The sequence below is a fragment of the Acinetobacter indicus genome, from assembly GCF_009914475.1.
GTDB lineage: Bacteria > Pseudomonadota > Gammaproteobacteria > Pseudomonadales > Moraxellaceae > Acinetobacter > Acinetobacter indicus.
In genome coordinates this window covers 838,311-855,291 of the sequence record NZ_CP045198.1, presented here as the reverse complement: position 1 = coordinate 855,291, position 16,981 = coordinate 838,311, and the positions used below count along the sequence as shown (strand labels likewise).

At 45.8% G+C, this 16,981-nt stretch carries 18 protein-coding genes; 12 read left to right on the top strand and 6 right to left on the bottom strand.

Annotated features, from left to right (window positions below):
- The first annotated feature begins 11 nt into the window (after nucleotides 1-11).
- The gene (cydX, locus tag GA693_RS04585) at nucleotides 12-113 is read left to right on the top strand and encodes a cytochrome bd-I oxidase subunit CydX (RefSeq protein ID WP_002120988.1); all 102 of its coding nucleotides are present in this window, start codon (nucleotides 12-14) and stop codon (nucleotides 111-113) included.
- A 3-nt stretch (nucleotides 114-116) separates the two neighbouring features.
- On the top strand, nucleotides 117-419 hold the full coding sequence (locus GA693_RS04580; protein ID WP_005177656.1) for a cyd operon YbgE family protein: 303 nt from the start codon (nucleotides 117-119) through the stop codon (nucleotides 417-419).
- Nucleotides 420-780: 361 nt separating this feature from the next.
- On the opposite strand, the gene aroC is transcribed toward GA693_RS04580, so the two are convergent.
- From aroC to GA693_RS04565, 3 genes are all read right to left on the bottom strand, one after another.
- Entirely contained in the window at nucleotides 781-1,872 is a 1,092-nt protein-coding gene (gene aroC / locus GA693_RS04575) for a chorismate synthase (protein ID WP_016658184.1), read from the bottom strand.
- 14 nt (nucleotides 1,873-1,886) lie between these two features.
- Entirely contained in the window at nucleotides 1,887-2,897 is a 1,011-nt protein-coding gene (gene prmB, locus GA693_RS04570; protein WP_045795711.1) for a 50S ribosomal protein L3 N(5)-glutamine methyltransferase, read from the bottom strand.
- Between the two features lie 168 nt (nucleotides 2,898-3,065).
- Complete coding sequence (locus GA693_RS04565) at nucleotides 3,066-3,443, bottom strand: lysozyme inhibitor LprI family protein (RefSeq protein ID WP_227554581.1); 378 nt, start codon at nucleotides 3,441-3,443, stop codon at nucleotides 3,066-3,068.
- A gap of 197 nt (nucleotides 3,444-3,640) precedes the next feature.
- Here GA693_RS04565 and GA693_RS04560 point away from each other — a divergent pair, with 197 nt between their 5' ends.
- From GA693_RS04560 to GA693_RS04540, 5 genes are all read left to right on the top strand, one after another.
- The gene (locus tag GA693_RS04560) at nucleotides 3,641-3,946 is read left to right on the top strand and encodes a hypothetical protein (RefSeq protein ID WP_160241342.1); all 306 of its coding nucleotides are present in this window, start codon (nucleotides 3,641-3,643) and stop codon (nucleotides 3,944-3,946) included.
- Nucleotides 3,947-4,111: 165 nt separating this feature from the next.
- A complete protein-coding gene (locus tag GA693_RS04555; RefSeq protein ID WP_160241343.1) occupies nucleotides 4,112-5,485 on the top strand; it encodes an ABC1 kinase family protein in 1,374 nt (457 codons plus the stop codon).
- A gap of 224 nt (nucleotides 5,486-5,709) precedes the next feature.
- Nucleotides 5,710-7,005, top strand: a complete 1,296-nt coding sequence (locus GA693_RS04550) for an acyl-CoA dehydrogenase family protein (RefSeq protein ID WP_005177643.1) — start codon at nucleotides 5,710-5,712, stop codon at nucleotides 7,003-7,005.
- Between the two features lie 26 nt (nucleotides 7,006-7,031).
- On the top strand, nucleotides 7,032-8,231 hold the full coding sequence (locus GA693_RS04545; RefSeq protein WP_075174883.1) for an acyl-CoA dehydrogenase family protein: 1,200 nt from the start codon (nucleotides 7,032-7,034) through the stop codon (nucleotides 8,229-8,231).
- A 115-nt stretch (nucleotides 8,232-8,346) separates the two neighbouring features.
- A complete protein-coding gene (locus GA693_RS04540; RefSeq protein WP_160241344.1) occupies nucleotides 8,347-8,835 on the top strand; it encodes a GNAT family N-acetyltransferase in 489 nt (162 codons plus the stop codon).
- Nucleotides 8,836-8,926: 91 nt separating this feature from the next.
- Here GA693_RS04540 and GA693_RS04535 read toward each other — a convergent pair whose 3' ends face one another.
- The gene (locus GA693_RS04535; RefSeq protein ID WP_016658190.1) at nucleotides 8,927-10,132 is read right to left on the bottom strand and encodes an alkane 1-monooxygenase; all 1,206 of its coding nucleotides are present in this window, start codon (nucleotides 10,130-10,132) and stop codon (nucleotides 8,927-8,929) included.
- Between the two features lie 192 nt (nucleotides 10,133-10,324).
- Between GA693_RS04535 and GA693_RS04530 the strand changes: the two genes are divergently transcribed.
- Nucleotides 10,325-11,263 (top strand): AraC family transcriptional regulator, encoded by a 939-nt coding sequence (locus GA693_RS04530; protein ID WP_016658191.1) that lies wholly within the window; start codon nucleotides 10,325-10,327, stop codon nucleotides 11,261-11,263.
- Here GA693_RS04530 and lpxB read toward each other — a convergent pair.
- Nucleotides 11,253-12,422 carry a lipid-A-disaccharide synthase gene (lpxB, locus tag GA693_RS04525; RefSeq protein WP_045795717.1) on the bottom strand — a complete coding sequence of 390 codons (1,170 nt, stop codon included), beginning with the start codon at nucleotides 12,420-12,422 and terminating at the stop codon, nucleotides 11,253-11,255. The two genes, GA693_RS04530 and lpxB, sit on opposite strands and share 11 nt — an antisense overlap.
- A gap of 632 nt (nucleotides 12,423-13,054) precedes the next feature.
- Here lpxB and GA693_RS04520 point away from each other — a divergent pair.
- The 3 genes from GA693_RS04520 (at nucleotide 13,055) to GA693_RS04510 (ending at nucleotide 15,753) form a co-directional block, all read left to right on the top strand.
- Nucleotides 13,055-13,945 (top strand): sulfite exporter TauE/SafE family protein, encoded by an 891-nt coding sequence (locus tag GA693_RS04520; protein WP_160241345.1) that lies wholly within the window; start codon nucleotides 13,055-13,057, stop codon nucleotides 13,943-13,945.
- 127 nt (nucleotides 13,946-14,072) lie between these two features.
- Entirely contained in the window at nucleotides 14,073-15,164 is a 1,092-nt protein-coding gene (locus GA693_RS04515) for a 3-deoxy-7-phosphoheptulonate synthase (RefSeq protein ID WP_005177632.1), read from the top strand.
- Between the two features lie 64 nt (nucleotides 15,165-15,228).
- Nucleotides 15,229-15,753, top strand: a complete 525-nt coding sequence (locus GA693_RS04510; protein ID WP_016658194.1) for a protein tyrosine phosphatase family protein — start codon at nucleotides 15,229-15,231, stop codon at nucleotides 15,751-15,753.
- Here the strand turns inward: GA693_RS04510 and ispF are convergent.
- Nucleotides 15,741-16,229 carry a 2-C-methyl-D-erythritol 2,4-cyclodiphosphate synthase gene (gene ispF / locus GA693_RS04505; protein WP_005177629.1) on the bottom strand — a complete coding sequence of 163 codons (489 nt, stop codon included), beginning with the start codon at nucleotides 16,227-16,229 and terminating at the stop codon, nucleotides 15,741-15,743. The two genes, GA693_RS04510 and ispF, sit on opposite strands and share 13 nt — an antisense overlap.
- A 97-nt stretch (nucleotides 16,230-16,326) precedes the next feature.
- Here ispF and GA693_RS04500 point away from each other — a divergent pair, with 97 nt between their 5' ends.
- The gene (locus GA693_RS04500; RefSeq protein WP_005177627.1) at nucleotides 16,327-16,977 is read left to right on the top strand and encodes an A1S_1983 family putative colistin resistance protein; all 651 of its coding nucleotides are present in this window, start codon (nucleotides 16,327-16,329) and stop codon (nucleotides 16,975-16,977) included.
- The last annotated feature ends 4 nt before the right edge of the window (nucleotides 16,978-16,981 follow it).

The window sequence follows — 16,981 nt, the reverse complement described above, 5'->3', positions numbered from 1 at the left end:
GAGTAAAGATTATGTGGTATTTTGCTTGGATTCTCGGTATTTTGATGGCCTGTTTTGCAGGTGTACTGAGTGCGCTCTATATCGAGCATCATCAAGACCTGGATGAGGAATAAGTCATGACAGAGGTTGTAATGGAAACTCCAGTAATCGAAAAAAAACCGAATAAACTTGCGATGGTCATTTCTTGCTTATTGGCCTTTCCATTGGCAGCCGTGTTATTACTTCATCCAGCTGCCATGTTGGATGCCGATGGCAATTATAGCCACAGTGCCATGATGTACATCATGATTGGCATTTCCGGCGGATTTATCCATGGTGTTGGTTTTGTCCCACGTTTCTGGCTGTGGAAATGGCTGTTTAGTCCATTTGTGGCCTGGCCATTAATGATCTGGGGCTATTACACCTGGTTCTTTTCTTGATGAAACAAGCTCCCTTCGGGGAGCTTTTTAATTTCTGGGAGATCCATTCTGATACAAAATGGAATCAGCAGTACCTAACCTCAAGATGATTTCCCACATCCTTTAAAAAAGATCAGCCTGATCTCTTTTAAAAATTAAAATCTATTTTTCTTCAACCACGCTTTTATTTATATCTGAATTGATGTCTACATTGACGGTTAATTTAAGGCGGTGATAAAGCAACCAATATTTAGATTCAAGCTCAATCAACTTCTGTATTTATCTCATTGATCGTGGTATTTCTTAGGCGATTTCAAACAAATACAACCTATTACCATAAAAAAAGCCGAACATTCAGTCCGGCTTTTTTAATCTGGGATAATTAAGGCTCGATCGGTGCAAATGGCGCCACCACATCGGCATTTTGAGCACGGTGACGTAAGAAATGATCCATCAGCACAATCGCCAGCATCGCTTCCGCAATGGGTGCAGCACGCACACCCACACATGGATCGTGACGGCCTTTGGTCAGCACATCGGTATCTTCACGGTCAATGGTAATGGTTTTACCCGGTGTAGTAATAGATGCGGTTGGTTTAAGCGCAATCGCCACGCGAATGGTTTGACCACTGGAAATACCGCCCAAAATACCGCCAGCATGATTGGCCAGGAAACCTTGAGTGGTCAGTTCATCACGGGTTTCATGACCGAACTGTTCCGCCACGGCAAAACCATCGCCAATTTCTACGCCTTTAACCGCGTTAATCGACATCATGGCATGGGCAATATCGGCATCTAAACGGTCAAATACCGGCTCACCCCAGCCCACAGGCACTTTTTCAGCCAGAATTTCCAGTTTGGCGCCACAGCTGGTGCCTTGTTCACGCAGTGAAGTCACCAGCGCTTCAAAACGTGGCACAGCATCGGCATCGCCACAGAAAAACGGGTTATTCGGCACTTCATTCCAGTCCAGCTTTTCCGCTTTTTCGGTGCCAATCTGGGTCACATGACCACGAATCAGAATCCCGAATTTTTCTGCCAGATATTTTTTGGCAATCGCACCGGCAGCCACTCGCATCGCGGTTTCACGGGCACTGGAACGACCACCACCACGATAATCACGGAAACCGTACTTTTGCGTATAAGTATAGTCGGCATGACCCGGACGGAAAGTCTGGGCAATGTTGCCATAATCCTTGGATTTCTGGTCGGTATTGCGAATCAGCAAGCCAATTGGCGTACCGGTGGTTTTGCCTTCAAATACCCCAGAAATAATTTCAACCTGATCCGGCTCTTTACGCTGGGTTGCAAATTTGGAAGTCCCCGGCTTACGGCGGTCCAAATCGTGCTGTAAATCGGCTTCAGTCAGTTCCAGGCCCGGCGGTACACCATCGACAATGGCCATCAGGCCTACACCATGCGATTCACCACAAGTCGTGACACGGAAGAGTTGTCCAATACTATTACCTGCCATGTGCAACGACTCCTTTATGAATTAACAGATTGAATGAATAAATCACGGTATTGACGGCACTGTGCTGCGGTTAGGGCAAAAATGCCTGAACCACCTTTCTGGAATTGTAACCAGTGGAAATCGACGGTATTAAAGTTCTGTTTCATGGCCCATTCAGAGTTACCGACTTCAATCACAATCAGACCATCTTCAGTTAAATAGTCTGCGGCTTGGGCCAGCATTTTACGCACCAAGTCCAGACCATCCTGACCGGCAGCCAACGCCAGCTCTGGCTCATGACGGAATTCATCTGGCAGATCAGCCATGTCTTCAGCATCGACATACGGTGGATTCGACACAATCAGATCATACTGATTTTCTGCTGGAATTTTAGAGAACAAGTCCGACTCAAGCAGCGCCACCTGATACTGCATGTTGTGATGTTCGGTGTTAATGGCCGCAACTTCTAAAGCATCTTTAGAAATATCGGTCGCATCCACTTCCGCATCCGGGAAGGCATAAGCCAATGCAATTGCGATACAGCCTGAACCGGTACACATATCCAGAATACGGCGTGGCATTTGCGGATTTGGATTGGCTGGCAAGTTATTATTGGCTTCACCCATCTGGCCATTTTCATCCAGACAATATGGCGCAAAACGGTTTTCGATAAGTTCAGCAATTGGCGAACGTGGAATCAGTACACGCTCATCGACATAAAACGGCTTGCCATAGAAATAGGCCAGATTGAGCAGATAAGAGGTTGGCGTGCGTTCATTAATACGACGCTCCAGCAGACTTAAAAATTCCTGCTTTTCGCTCGGCAGTAATTTGGCATCCAGAATTTCTGCATCGGCATTCCAGTCCAGCGACAGGGTTTGTAATACCAACGCGGAACTTTCAGCAAAATAATCTTCTGTACCTTGACCTAGATGTGCATCATATTGACGTAATGCTGTTACACCAAAACGGATAAAATCACGAATGGTGACTAATGTTTCAGCGGCTTCCTGCAAATGTTCAGGGCTAATAGTCGGTCGATCCACCTAAGGTCTCTCCAGAGTCAATTTTTTAAAACGCCTTATGATACCTTGTTTTGTGCGCTTTTATAATGTCTCTGTGCGTAAAAGCCGGATTTCAATCTGATAAATTGATCTCAACTTTCACGGCCTTAGCCAGATTTGGAATAAAGCCCTGAAATGGTAAGTACACGATTAACGGGCAATAAATTTGCTCTGATAATAATTGGCCTGATCAATCACCTGTGCCAGCGTACAACGCGATTGCTGCAATTTGGCAACATCACCGTTCATGCCCCGATAGCATTGCTGCTTTAAACGCTGCTCCCACAGCGCATGTTGCTGGGCAATATTGGCCTGATATGCCCCACTGGCCCGATAGTAAGACTTATAGCTTTTCTTTAAGCGTTTTTGCTGCTGTTTCAGTTCTTTATTGACACATTTTTGCAAGACGGATGTTTGCCCATAAGCATGATTGCTACATTGAATATACTGTTTTGAATAACTTTCCTGCGCATAGGCCGAACCCGCCAGCAGCGCCCAGGCCATTCCCCCGATGAATGCTAAACGCATCATATTCCCCTTGCTGCCAAACACAGCGATCATCTTTGTTTTAATTTATGTAAAGCATATTACTGAACTTCAAGCAAAAAACCTATAGCGATGAACAGGATAGAATTTCCAGATCTTCACAATTTCCTGCCATTTTGCGATTGAATCTGCAAAAATAGACCTTATATTGACTATGAGACTCCCGTGAACCTGTTGATATGAGTTACAAACACAATAACCTGCTGGCCATGCGTCAAAACTACTGGAATGACAACGATTCACCGCGTGTCTTGCAGGAAAAACTGTTTTTACAGCAGATGCTGGTGGAACACGGCATTTTTCAGGATGCGACTTTGGATGATGCCAAATATCTGTTCTTTAACCTGCCCAGCATTATTATTGTCAAAGGCTATGCGCATGGTTTTCTGCATGAATCGGTACAAAGCCTGATTTTAAAATACATTGATGAAAACAAGCAGATGCTGCAACAAAAAAGTACCCTCAAGATTAAATTCCGGATGTGAGTGAGCGAAATTGCATCTTTATAGATTTTGCTTAGGCTATTTCATAGAGAATGCAAAACTTAACTCGACATTCAGCAACTTGAACTTTTTTAATACGTTAAGACCCGTTAATATTCGTTAAACTATGACCTTTCTGCGAATTGCTGATTGAAGGATTAAATTTACATGTCAGATCAGAACGATAAGCTTAAACAATTGAAAACTTCCTCTATGGATCGACGCTTATCGATCGCGAAGGCATCGTTGCTGGCCGGGACACGTTGGGCCGCCTCCAGCGCCGGTTCAATCTTTTCCAGTGAAGAAGAAAAAGAAAAGAAACGCAAAAAAGCCATGAAAGAACAGGCCGATTATCTGGTCGCAGAAATTGGCAAACTGAAAGGCTCTATCGTTAAAATTGGCCAGATGATGGCGCTTTACGGCGAACATTTCCTGCCTGAAGAAATCACCCAAGCCCTGAATACCCTGAATAACCAGACTGTTGCCCTGGCCTGGCCTGCGATTAAAACCCAGTTACAGGACCAGTTAGGTTCCAAACTTAATGATCTCACCATTGACCATGAGCCTTTAGGTACCGCCTCTTTGGCTCAGGTACACCGCGCCACCCGTAAATCTGATGGTATGGAACTGGTATTAAAAATCCAGTATCCGGGTGTGGCCGATGCCATTGATTCGGATATGAGTCTGTTTAAAAACATGCTGAAACTGACCCGCATGGTGCCGCAAACCCGCGAATTTGATCAGTGGTTTGATGAAGTCCGCGAAATGATGCACCGCGAGGTCAATTATCGGATTGAGGCAGCCACCACACGCCGTTTTGCCGAGCGTTTAAAGCAGGACCCGCGCTATATCGTTCCAACCATTATTGAAGATTACTGTACCAATCAGGTGCTGTGCATGACCTTTGAACGTGGCGTACCAATCAACAGTCCGGTGATGCTGTCTTTACCACAAGAACGTCGTAACCTGCTTGGTGAAGCCTCTTTAGAAGTGGCAGTGCGGGAAATTTTTGAATGGGGCGAAATGCAGACCGACCCAAACTTCGGTAACTATCTAGTACGTCTGGGCAATGGCGCAGATGTACAGGATAAAATTGTGCTGCTGGATTTCGGTGCCATTCGCCAGTTTGATGACAACCTGCTCTCGGTCGCACGTAACCTGATTCAGGCCGGCTATCAGCATGACGCGGAGATGATGGTGAAAGCCATGACCGGTTATGAGTTTTTTGACTCCATTCCGCAAAGCATTAAGCCGGATATGGCCAAAGTCTTTTTACTGGCCACCGAAGCCTTTAGCAGTCCTGAAAACAACCCGGATTTACCAGCCGGTGTGATGGATGATCAGCATCGTTATGACTGGAAAAAAAGCCAGCTGCATAGCCGGGTGATGCAACAGGCCTCTAAATCCATGGCTTCACGTTATTTCAGTGTTCCGCCGAAAGAGTTTATGTTTATTAGCCGTAAATTTATTGGGGCTTATACCTTTATGACCGTGATTGATGCCAAAACCAATGTGCGCGACATGATCAAAAAATTCCAGTAAAGCCACACCCGACCCGAATGCAGCTAATGTCATTCGGGTCAATCCTCTCCCTTCCCCGCTCTTTCCAAAAATTAAAAATATAAACAGAAGCAACTATTTAGATTCCTGTTTCATCTTGCAACAACCGTTTATCTTTGACAATTGAGTATGTCAGTTCTGACATGGTTTTTTAAACAGCCGCGTGTCAGCATAAAAATAATCACCCGCATGATGGAACAACAACAATGACCAATATGGTAAACAAGGCCCAAGGATTTGGACTGTCGCTGCTCACTCGGCTTGCCAGCAGCGAGGTTTTAGACCAGCTCAAACTGCGTAAATTTGTAGAAAAATCTTTATATCAGGGGGCCAAAGCCGGCTTTAAAACCTTAAGCGTGACCCAGAAAGCTTTTCAAAAGCACGATGATGTACCCAGACAGCGTTTACCCCATCAGCAAAAATCCCTGTTTGATTTAAGCCTGAGCGAAGAACAGCAAATGACGGTAGATACCATGCAGCAGTTTGCCACAGAGGTGCTTTATCCACTGGCGCATCAGGCGGATCATCTGGAACAGTTTCCCGAAGTGTTATGGCGACACAGTCAGGATTTGGGCCTGAATGATTATGCACTGCCGGAGGCTTTGGGTGGCGTGGCCAGCGAGCAGAATATTGTCACTAATATTCTGATGGCCGAGCATTTGGCCCGGGGTGATTTCAGCCTGACCGCAGGTTTATTGTCGACCTTTGGGGTAATCAATGCCCTGACCCGCTGGGGTTCTGAAAGCATCCAGTCACGTTATCTGACCAGTTTTGCAGAAGATTCGGAACTGCGCGCCAGCTTTGCCGTGCAGGAAGCTACACCGGCTTTTGATCCGCTGCGTTTAAATACACAAGCCACTTTTAGCCAGGGCCAGTACTGGATTCAGGGTGAAAAAACTCTGGTAATGCTGGGTGAAACGGCGGACTTGTATCTGGTAAGTGCTGAATTCAATGGCCAGCCAGAAGTATTTGTGGTGAAACGCGACAGCAGCATTCGTGCACAAAAAAGCCCGGCAATGGGGCTGAAGGCCACAGAAACAGTCACCCTCAGTTTTCAGCATACCCCAGCCGAACGTCTGGGCGATGATGATTTTGACTATAGTGCTTTTATTGATTTGGGTAATTTAGTCTGGTGTGCCATGGCGGTTGGGTGCTGCGAAGCCGTGAAAGCCTATTGTATTGACTATGCCAACCAGCGCACGGCCTTTGGCGAGCCCATCTCACATCGTCAAAGTGTGGCTTTTATGATTGCCGATATGGCGATTGAAATTGATGCAATGCGCATGCTAGTGCTGAATGCTGCCAGTCTGGCCGAAGCTGGACAGGACTTTCATCGGGAAGCCTATCTGGCACGCTTATTATGTGCAGAAAAATCCATGCAAATTGGCACAAATGGCGTGCAAATTCTGGGCGGTCACGGCTTTACCAAAGAACATCCGGTCGAGCGCTGGTATCGTGATCTGCGCGCGACCGCGATTGTCCAGTCTGGCCTGCATGCCTAAATAACCATAAAAATAAGGAACAGCCCATGAATTTACAGAACCCGAAAAAATTTAAACTGCTGATTGATCAGGCACATGAGGTTGCCCTGAATGTCCTGCGTCCAATTTCACGTAAATATGATAAGGCGGAACATGCCTACCCGAAAGAACTGGATATGCTGGCCTCAGTGGTCGATGGCATGAATGCAGGTGGCGATGGCATGAACGCCGGCGCTGCGGTGAATAAACGTGGCGATACCGCCAGTGGCAATAAAAATGGCGTCAATATGTCCACCGCTTTAAGTATTGTCGAAATGTGTTATGGCGATACCGGCCTGCTGCTGAGTATGCCGCGTCAGGGTCTGGGGAACTCCGCCATTGCTGCGGTGGCCAATGACGAGCAGTTACAGCGTTTTCACGGCACCTGGGCCGCCATGGCCATTACCGAACCCGGCTGCGGCTCCGATTCAGCGGCAATTCGCACCACAGCGGTCGCAGATGGCGATGATTATATCCTGAATGGCGAGAAAATCTTTGTGACCTCGGGTGAACGCGCCGATGCCGTGGTGGTCTGGGCCACGCTGGATAAAAAGCTCGGCCGTGCGGCCATCAAGTCTTTTGTGGTGCCGAAAGGCACGCCCGGCATGACCGTAGAGCGATTGGAGCATAAACTCGGGATTAAAGCCTCGGATACTGCAGCCATCAGCTTTGTCGATTGCCGGGTGCCAGCCAGCAACCTGCTTGGCAATGCCGAGATTGATGTCTCCAAAGGCTTTGCCGGGGTGATGGAGACCTTTGACAACACCCGTCCTTTGGTCGCGGCCATGGCGATTGGCTGTGCCAAAGCATCGCTGGAACGGATCAAGCAGATTTTTAAACACGAGCTGGATGAGCATTATCAGACCGCCTATTTACACAGCTCCCAGATAGCCGCGCAAATTTATCGCATGGAAGCCGAATGGGAAGCAGCGCGTTTATTAATGCTTAAAGCTGCCTGGATGGCCGATAACAAGCAGCCTAATTCCAAAGAAGCCTCAATTGCCAAAGCCAAAGCTGGCCGTGTCGGGAATGAAATTACCCTGAAATGTGTAGAGCTGGCCGCCGCTGTGGGCTATAACGAAGATGAGCTACTGGAAAAATGGGCACGCGATTCCAAAATCCTGGATATTTTTGAAGGCACCCAGCAAATTCAGCAACTGATTATTGCCCGGCGTGAACTGGGCAAAAGTTCCAGTGAACTTAAATAAGATATTAAACGCAGCATCAAGTGATATTTAAAGTCCAATAGATGTGCCTCAAATCTGCTCAAGAGATGAATATTTAGTGATAAAATTCATCTCTTTATTATTCACCGCTGCGCTTATGTATTTTTTACGCCCGATTCAAGCCCAAGATAATCCTGCACTGGCCCGTATTATTCGTGAGGTTTCCAAAGAATTTGGACTGGCGCCGGAATCCGGTTTTGCCGTGGCCGATGCTGCGGTTGATGATTTATATGCGGTGTATTCACAGCCACACGCACAGTATTGGGTCGTTACCAATGACCAAGGCGACATTTTTGGTGGTGGCGGTGCTGCACCTTTACAGGGTGATCCAAGTCGCCTAGAAATCCAGAAAATGTATTTTCTGCCGAAGGTACGCGGCTACGGGTTTGCCAAACAGATTCTGGAACACGCTTTTGACTTTGCCCAACAGGCTGGTTTTCAGTCCTGCTATCTGGAAACCACAGCATCACTGTGGCAGGCAGTGAAACTCTATGAAAAGCTCGGTTTTGTACATTTGTCTGCCCCACAAGGCCAGACCGGTCATAGTCATGCCTGTGAAATCTGGATGGAAAAGAGCGTTAAATGAACATGAATCTGGGTAACATCAACCGCCTGCGTACAAAAAAGCCCTACTCACCATAGGGCTGATTAAAACAGTCGAATGGATTTTTCTATACTTAATCTGCCTTCAGGCCGAACTTTTTAAACAGGCTTAAACGGCGTTTCGGCTGGATATTGGCTTTGTTTAAATCACCTTTATAATGCTTGAACACGCGTTTATCCATCATTTTAAACCATAGCGGTGGAATCAGCGCCGGCAGCAACATACTGGCATAACCGCTTGGCAATTCAGGCGCTTCATCAAAATGTCGCAAGGCCTGAAATGGACGGGTCGGATAGGCATGATGATCGGAATGACGCTGTAACTGATATAAAAACAGATTGGTGACAATATTATTGTTGTTCCAGCTATGTTCCGGCTGGGTACGCTCATATTTGCCCTGCGCATCTTTTTGTCGAAGCAAGCCATAATGCTCAATATAATTGACCAGTTCAAACAGGCTGATGGCATAAAAGGCCTGCGTGCTTAAATACGGCACAATGCCTTTCCCAAAGCTGGCCAGCATTCCGGCATGAAACAGCGCACTCATGCCCCAACCTTGTAGCAATTCATTGTCTTTGGACCAGAAATTCTTGCCTTTGCGTTTTAAACGCTGGGTTTCAATTTCAATTGCCGATTTAAACGAGCCTTTCACCGTACGTGGCCAGAACTCATAAAAGGTTTCGCCCATACGGGAAGACGCCGGATCTTCTGGGGTTGCAGCGCGTTTATGATGCCCATACGGATGTTCAATCCGGAAATGGTTATAACCCGACGGCACCAGCGCCAGATGCGACAGATAATGCTCCAGTTTGGAGGATTTATGGCTCAGTTCATGTGCAGTATTAATCGCCACCCCATTAACCAGTCCCATCGACGCACCCAGAAAAATTTTATCCAGCAGCGAAGTCTCTTTACGTGAGACCAGATAGGCCGCATAAATATTGGCGATATACTGCAAGGGAATAAAACTTTTTACCAAACGGGAATAATACGGGTCCTGCTCCAAGAGCTTGACTTCTTCCGGGCTTGGATTGTGCTCGTCTTTACCGACCAGGGTATCAATGCTAGGAATAATCACATGAATTAACAGTGGTCCACCTAGAGCAAATACAGTTTTAAATGGTTTCGGTGCAAACTGGTAACCGGCCAGAATCCCAATGCCTAAAACCGGTAAAAATGGGCTAATCAGCCATAAATAACGTTTTTTATCTAAAGCCAGACCGGATTTTTCAAGTAAAAATTGCTGTTGTTGTTCTGTGAGTTGTAGCGGAGCATTCATTGCCTGCACTTCCATCCTGCTTAACTTATCTATATATTTCAGCAAACAAGCCACAGAGAACAGTTGCAAACGTCCAAAAAAGCTATGTAAACGTCTTTGGCCCACATTGCCTGAAATTGGCCTTTCATCACACGATAAATTCAGGCTTAATGACCAAATAGCTAGGCTCAAATAAGAAGATATCAACCCGATATGGATGCTTTAAGTAAAATTTTTGATGATATTCATCTCAACAAATCTGAATTTATCTATTTGAATCCACAGGGAAACTGGGCATTTCAATATCAGGATCACAGCGCCATTATTGCCTATGTGGTACTAAGTGGTGAATTATATCTGGAATTATCGACCCAGCGTCAGGTCTATGCGCAGGCCGGTGATATTGTGCTGATTCCTTCCGGCGGTAGCCATGTTGGCAAAAGTAGCACGCAACTGGAGTGGCTAGATGCCCTGGATATTAGTGACCTGTTTCAGCAGAAACGCCAGCAGACCATCGAGTTTGGTGAAGCATCCGGTGAAAAATCATTTATTTTAGCCATGCACGGCACAATGGACAGCATTATGGCCAAGCCGCTGTTAAATGCCTTGCCAGACTATATGCATATTCATCATATTATGAGCAGCACTGCGCCGGAATGGTTGCAAATTGGCTTACAGTTTCTGGCAGTAGAAAGCCATCAGATCCGGCCCGGCCGCGATAAAATTCTTGATCATCTGATCAGTATTTTATTTATTGAATGTGTGCGTGATTATATTGCCCAGCTGAATGATTCTAATAACTGGCTCAGTGCCCTGACCCATCCGGAACTGTCCAATGCTTTAACCGCCATTCATGGACAACCGGAAAAAAGCTGGACCGTCGAAACCCTGGCCGAACAATGCTGCATGTCGCGCTCAAAATTTGCCAATCTGTTTGCCCAGATTGTTGGTGAATCGCCACTGGCCTATTTACAGCAACATCGCTTAAGACTGGCGGCTCAATATTTACGTCATGGCCAGCTCTCAATCCAGCAAATTGCCTATAAAGTTGGCTATTCTTCTGAAACCGCCTTTAGCCAGACTTTTAAAAAACAGTTTGCCCTGACCCCAAGCCAGTACCGGCAGCAGTTTCAGCAGGCTCTTATAAAATAGCCAGAATCGCCGCTACCGGGTCTTCACAATTGCCGGATAGCAGCTGTTTATGCATGGTACGATGCTGCATCACCTGAATTTGTGCAGCTTCAATATGCATCAGCTTTTCAATTTCATGCGCCAGACGCTCTGGTGTAGCCTCTTCTTGAATCAGCTCTTCAATGACTTTTTTGCCGGCAATAATATTCGGTAGCGAGTAATACGGAATTTTAACCAGCAGTTTGGCAATCCAGTAGGTAATCCGGTTGAGCTTATAAAAAGTCACCATTGGACGATGCAATAACATCGCTTCCAACGTTGCAGTACCTGAAGCCAGCGCAACAATATCCGCTGCATTCATGACCTGACGGCCAATTTTTGATTCTGTATCGGTATTTTCCAGCAGACTAACCCGTGATCTCAGATCAGCAGCACAATGCTGTAATAAACTTTCAATCTGCTGTTTACGCGCATCGTTAATGGCGGGAATTAAGAAGTGATAGTTTGGATATTTCGCAGCCAGAATTTCAGCGGCTGCCAGAACCAATGGCCCTAAACGCTCAATTTCACCACGACGACTACCGGGCAATAAGGCAATATGCTTTTGCGAAGCTTCCAGCCCCAGTTCCAGTTTGGCATCGGCCAGATTATTATCGACAGGCAACTGACTCGCTAATGGATGCCCGACAAAGGCAGCCGGAACCTGCCATTTTTGATAAAAGGCTTTTTCAAATGGAAATAAACACAGCACCAGATCAATATTGGCTTTAATGCCATGAACACGACCCTGACGCCACGCCCAGACCGAAGGACTGACATACTGCACGGTTTTAATGCTTGGACTTTTCTGCTTCAGGCTTTTCGATAAACGCAGGTTAAAGTCCGGCGCATCAATCCCAATAAAAACATCGACCGGCTCCTTGCTCCACTGTTCAACCAGTCCATCACGCACGGCAAACAGCTTTTTAATGTCTTTTAAGACTTCAACAATGCCCATGACCGACAAAATATCCATCGGATAATAGCTTTTAAAGCCTTCAGCAATCATTTGCGGGCCGCCAATACCTTCAAATTCAGCCTCAATGCCTTGCTCACGAAAACGGCGGATCAGTCTGGCACCCAAGGTATCCCCAGAAACTTCTCCCACCACAATGCCTATTTTCAGTTTTCGTTTTTGCAAGACCTTGCTCCTTCAATTGCTGCGTGGAATTTTAACATATTCTACTTGAAGTGACTGTAACGACTGTTTGTCCTGAGCTGAGAAAAAATTCAGGTTTTTCTATATTTTAACTGCTTTGTTTTTATACAGCATGACTATCAGGTTTGATTGATGATGCTGTGCTGGGCCCATTCATTTATCACGCTTTCACCGCTTTATCTCACTCTATTCCACCTGACTTGCAGTTTCATGACCATTAACTGCTTTTTATCATGCTGAAAGATTGATCAAATAAAATCCCAAACTCCAACACATGTCATCCCTATGTAATGACACTGAATACACAAATAATAATTTTAAAGTGAAATTTCCAGCTATTTTTAATCTTTTTATCTTTCCATTTTGCTGCGCTGTCATCACAAAATCCGTCTATTCGGCCCTGCACATCCTGATCTTTTTACTAAAAAATCCCCTTTTTTTCAGCTTTAAATCCAGCAGATTTCAGATAGATCTACTCCACGCTGTTTCACTATAAATGTTGATCTTTTTCTCATCTTTAGCATTTTTTAGAATAAGCAAATCATTAATCATGCCAACGACTTATATCCGAAAGTCATAAGATAAGCACGTTTTTTGATGTATGGCATATCCCCATGTTTGGTGCAGTTGAGTTTATTTTGGCAGGTGTTTTGGTTGGCTTCTGTGTAGGTGTGACCGGTGTAGGCGGTGGTTCGTTAATGACCCCGATTTTAATCAGCCTGTTTAAGATTGAACCGCACATTGCCATTGGTACCGATCTGCTCTATGCCGCAATTTCCAAATTCTGTGGTTCACTGGTCCATGCCAAAAAAATGAATATCGTCTGGCCAATTGTGATCTGGCTGTCTGTCGGCAGTATCCCGGCGTCTTTTGCAACGCATTGGGTACTCGACAACTATTTAAGCCAGTCCACGCATTATAAAGCTGTGCTGACCATGGTCTTGGGCTTTATGCTGACCCTAACCGGCATATCTATTATTTTCCGCAGCCAGATTGAAAAATTTTTCAACAAATATCGCAAACACGAATTGCCAGATATGACTCAAGACCTGGAAAAGGTCGACCTGAAGGCCACCAACAAGCGCGCGATGATTGTGGTGATGGGAATTGTCCTGGGTGTGTTCGTCACCCTATCTTCGGTGGGTGCAGGTGCGTTTGGCATTATGGCGCTGGTGCTTATGTTCCCGAACTTGCCGATGATCCGCATTATCGGCTCCGATGTGGTCCACGCAGTCTTACTGACCTTTGTCGCCGGTATGGGTCACATGACCTCGGGCAATGTCGATTTTGAACTGCTGATGTGGTTACTGGTCGGTTCTATTCCGGCAATTGTGGTCGGTACTTTAGTCAGTTCACGTTTACCTGAAAAAATTATCCGTAAAGTGCTGGGCATTACCCTGTTTGCGCTTGGAGTGAACTTTATGCTGAACCCGGTCAAATCCAAACCGGCACAACCAGTTGAAGCGGCGATGGTGGTGAGCGCTGAAAAAACATCGCTAGTTTAATTTATCTCTGCGATTCATCACTTTTTTTTCAGTAATCTATTGATCTTTTTTATAACAATAGGCTGCTATATTCGTGTTATATTCAGGCTATTAAACAATCTTGTATACGATTAAACCAGTGACGGCAATGAACACTTTACAGTCTAACCCTATTACACCTTCAGATATCGATGATGTGAATATTAAAAGCATCCAGCCACTTGTGACCCCTGCTGAACTCAAAGCAGAACTTCCACTGACTGACTCTGCTTATCACACCGTACTGAAAGGTCGTGAAACCATCCGCAATATTCTTGATGGTAAAGACAAACGTCTGTTTGTGGTCATTGGGCCTTGCTCGATTCATGATCCTGTGGCAGCACATGATTATGCAGACCGCCTGAAAGTGCTGAGCGAAAAAGTAAAAGATACCTTATACATCGTAATGCGGGTGTATTTTGAAAAACCGCGTACGACCGTAGGCTGGAAAGGTCTGATTAACGACCCGGACATGAATGACTCTTTCAATATTGAAAAAGGTCTGCGTATTGGCCGTAAACTGCTGCTGGAACTAAATGAAAAAGGTCTGCCTTGTGCCACTGAAGCACTGGACCCGAACTCTCCACAGTATTATCAGGATCTGATTTCCTGGTCAGCGATTGGTGCGCGTACCACAGAAAGCCAGACTCACCGTGAAATGTCTTCTGGCCTGTCTTCACCGGTTGGCTTTAAAAATGGTACCGATGGCGGCTTAACTGTTGCGACCAACGCAATGCAGTCTGTGAAACATGGTCATAGCTTCCTGGGCTTGAACGAACATGGTCAGGTGTCGGTAATTCGTACCAGCGGTAACAACTATGCGCACGTGGTATTGCGTGGTGGTAATGGCAAGCCAAACTATGATGCCGGTTCAGTCGCCGATGCAGAAGCAGCGCTAATTAAAGCCAAAGTCAGCACCAAAATCATGATTGACACCAGTCATGCCAACTCCAACAAAGACCCGTACCTGCAACCACTGGTCTTAAAAAACATCACCGAACAGATTTTAGATGGCAATAAATCAATTGTCGGGATTATGGTCGAAAGTCATTTGAAAGGCGGTCGTCAAGATATTCCTGCAAATCTTTGCGATTTGGAGTATGGTAAGTCTGTTACCGATGGATGCATCGACTGGGAAACCACTGAAAAATCCCTGCTTGAGATGCATGAAGCATTGAAAGAGGTTTTAGCCAGCCGCTAAAACTGACTCAAAAACGCCATCGTCAAGATGGCGTTTCCATTTCAGTTGCAGGAAATTTTATCTGATGAATGAAATTGAAACCGCTTTAAGCCAAATTGATCACTTTCAGTTTGTGCATGAACACCTGTACACATCCGGCCAGCCGAATGCGGAACAGTTACGTCAGATTAAAGAATATGGCATTACCACCGTGGTTAATGTCGCACTGAGTGATGCCGAGCAGCATCTAGCCAATGAAGATAAAATCTGTCTGGAACTGGGCCTGAACTATGTACAATTACCGATTTCTTGGGAAACTCCATCTGACGCCCAATGTCTGCTGGTTTTAGACCTGATTGATCATCTGGTGCAGGATCAGATGGTGTGGTTGCACTGCGGTACCAATCAGCATGTCAGCAGCCTGATGTATTTATATCGTCAGTATTATATGAATATGGACATGCCTACCGCGCAGGAAATGTTGCACCAGATCTGGGAACCGAATGAAACCTGGACCGGTCTGATTCATGCTGTTGCCTTACAACTTCAGGGCCGTAAAGCAACCCAGGAACTGCAAATTTCCTTAATGAAAACCGATCACTTTGCGTGACAAATTAACACCGTAGCTGTAGCCAGAATTCCTTCCTGACGGCCGGTAAAGCCTAATTTTTCCGTGGTGGTGGCTTTAATGCTGATTTGAGTCACATCCACATCCAGCACATCGGCAATGCTCTGGCGCATTTCCAGATTGTGCTTGGCCAGTTTCGGGCGTTCACAGGCCACGGTAATGTCGGCATTATTCAATAGATAACCGCGGTCTAAAATCAGCTGATAAACATGCTTCAGCAACACCCGGCTGTCAGCGCCTTTAAATTCAGGATCAGTATCGGGAAAATGCTGTCCAATATCGCCCAGTGCCAATGCACCCAATAAGGCATCGCATAGCGCATGTAAAATCACATCCCCATCTGAGTGGGCTTTCAGAGCATGGGTATGTGGAATTTTAACCCCAGCCAATGTCACAAAATCGCCTTCTTCAAAGGCATGTACGTCTATTCCCTGCCCAATTCGTATTTGTGCAACCATATTCAACTCCTTCAGAAATAAACGATTGAAATCTTGTATTCACAGTTTCTCTTTCGCTATAGTTAGCTTACGCAAGCTAATGAAAGTATAAGCGATCATGCTGTTGAAAACCGAGATGAATCTTATAAAAATCATTGGAACCCTGTTGTTTTTGGGCGCCGCGGGCACCCCGCTGTCGCATGCACAGAAAATCAATTGCGAGCAGGCCAACACGCCTGCTTTCAATAAAATCTGCCATGCCGATTTACAGGAGATTCGTGAGCAGCTCAATGACCAGTTTCTGACAGCTTTTCTGGTGACCGATGCCCCGCTGCGTATTCTGCAAGATACCCATCAGCTCTGGTTTAAACGTGCGCAGCAGTGTAAAACCACCGAGTGTTTTAAACAACAGTTTGAAGCGCGTCTGGATCAGTTAAATTTCTTTAGCTCGATGAACCAGAGCATGACCCAGCATTATCTGAAATTTGAACAGGGACAACTGGCCAAGCAACCGGTACATTTGCAGATTCATCAACTGAATAAAGACAGTATTAAAATTGAAGGTGTGGCCTATCGCAGTCCAAACAACAAGCTAGATACCCAAACCATTTCCTTACTGGCTTATACCTCACCGCAGCAAAAGCAGCATATTATTGACAATGAACATGACTGCAATTACCAGCTCGACTTTCAGAAGGCTTATCTGGCGGTGCGTACTGAACAAAAAGGCTGCGAGCGTTTTAGTGGTATTTATCGACTCTATGATTAAAACC

Coding starts and splice junctions, on each gene's coding strand:
- cydX (WP_002120988.1), top strand. CDS start 12: ATGTGGTATTTTGCTTGGATTCTCGGTATTTTGATGGCCTGTTTTGCA.
- GA693_RS04565 (WP_227554581.1), bottom strand. CDS start 3,443: ATGCGTTTAGCATTCATCGGGGGAATGGCCTGGGCGCTGCTGGCGGGT.
- GA693_RS04560 (WP_160241342.1), top strand. CDS start 3,641: ATGAGTTACAAACACAATAACCTGCTGGCCATGCGTCAAAACTACTGG.
- GA693_RS04520 (WP_160241345.1), top strand. CDS start 13,055: ATGTTTGGTGCAGTTGAGTTTATTTTGGCAGGTGTTTTGGTTGGCTTC.
- GA693_RS04550 (WP_005177643.1), top strand. CDS start 5,710: ATGACCAATATGGTAAACAAGGCCCAAGGATTTGGACTGTCGCTGCTC.
- GA693_RS04540 (WP_160241344.1), top strand. CDS start 8,347: ATGTATTTTTTACGCCCGATTCAAGCCCAAGATAATCCTGCACTGGCC.
- GA693_RS04580 (WP_005177656.1), top strand. CDS start 117: ATGACAGAGGTTGTAATGGAAACTCCAGTAATCGAAAAAAAACCGAAT.
- GA693_RS04530 (WP_016658191.1), top strand. CDS start 10,325: ATGGATGCTTTAAGTAAAATTTTTGATGATATTCATCTCAACAAATCT.
- GA693_RS04515 (WP_005177632.1), top strand. CDS start 14,073: ATGAACACTTTACAGTCTAACCCTATTACACCTTCAGATATCGATGAT.
- ispF (WP_005177629.1), bottom strand. CDS start 16,229: ATGGTTGCACAAATACGAATTGGGCAGGGAATAGACGTACATGCCTTT.
- GA693_RS04510 (WP_016658194.1), top strand. CDS start 15,229: ATGAATGAAATTGAAACCGCTTTAAGCCAAATTGATCACTTTCAGTTT.
- aroC (WP_016658184.1), bottom strand. CDS start 1,872: ATGGCAGGTAATAGTATTGGACAACTCTTCCGTGTCACGACTTGTGGT.
- GA693_RS04535 (WP_016658190.1), bottom strand. CDS start 10,132: ATGAATGCTCCGCTACAACTCACAGAACAACAACAGCAATTTTTACTT.
- GA693_RS04500 (WP_005177627.1), top strand. CDS start 16,327: ATGCTGTTGAAAACCGAGATGAATCTTATAAAAATCATTGGAACCCTG.
- GA693_RS04545 (WP_075174883.1), top strand. CDS start 7,032: ATGAATTTACAGAACCCGAAAAAATTTAAACTGCTGATTGATCAGGCA.
- GA693_RS04555 (WP_160241343.1), top strand. CDS start 4,112: ATGTCAGATCAGAACGATAAGCTTAAACAATTGAAAACTTCCTCTATG.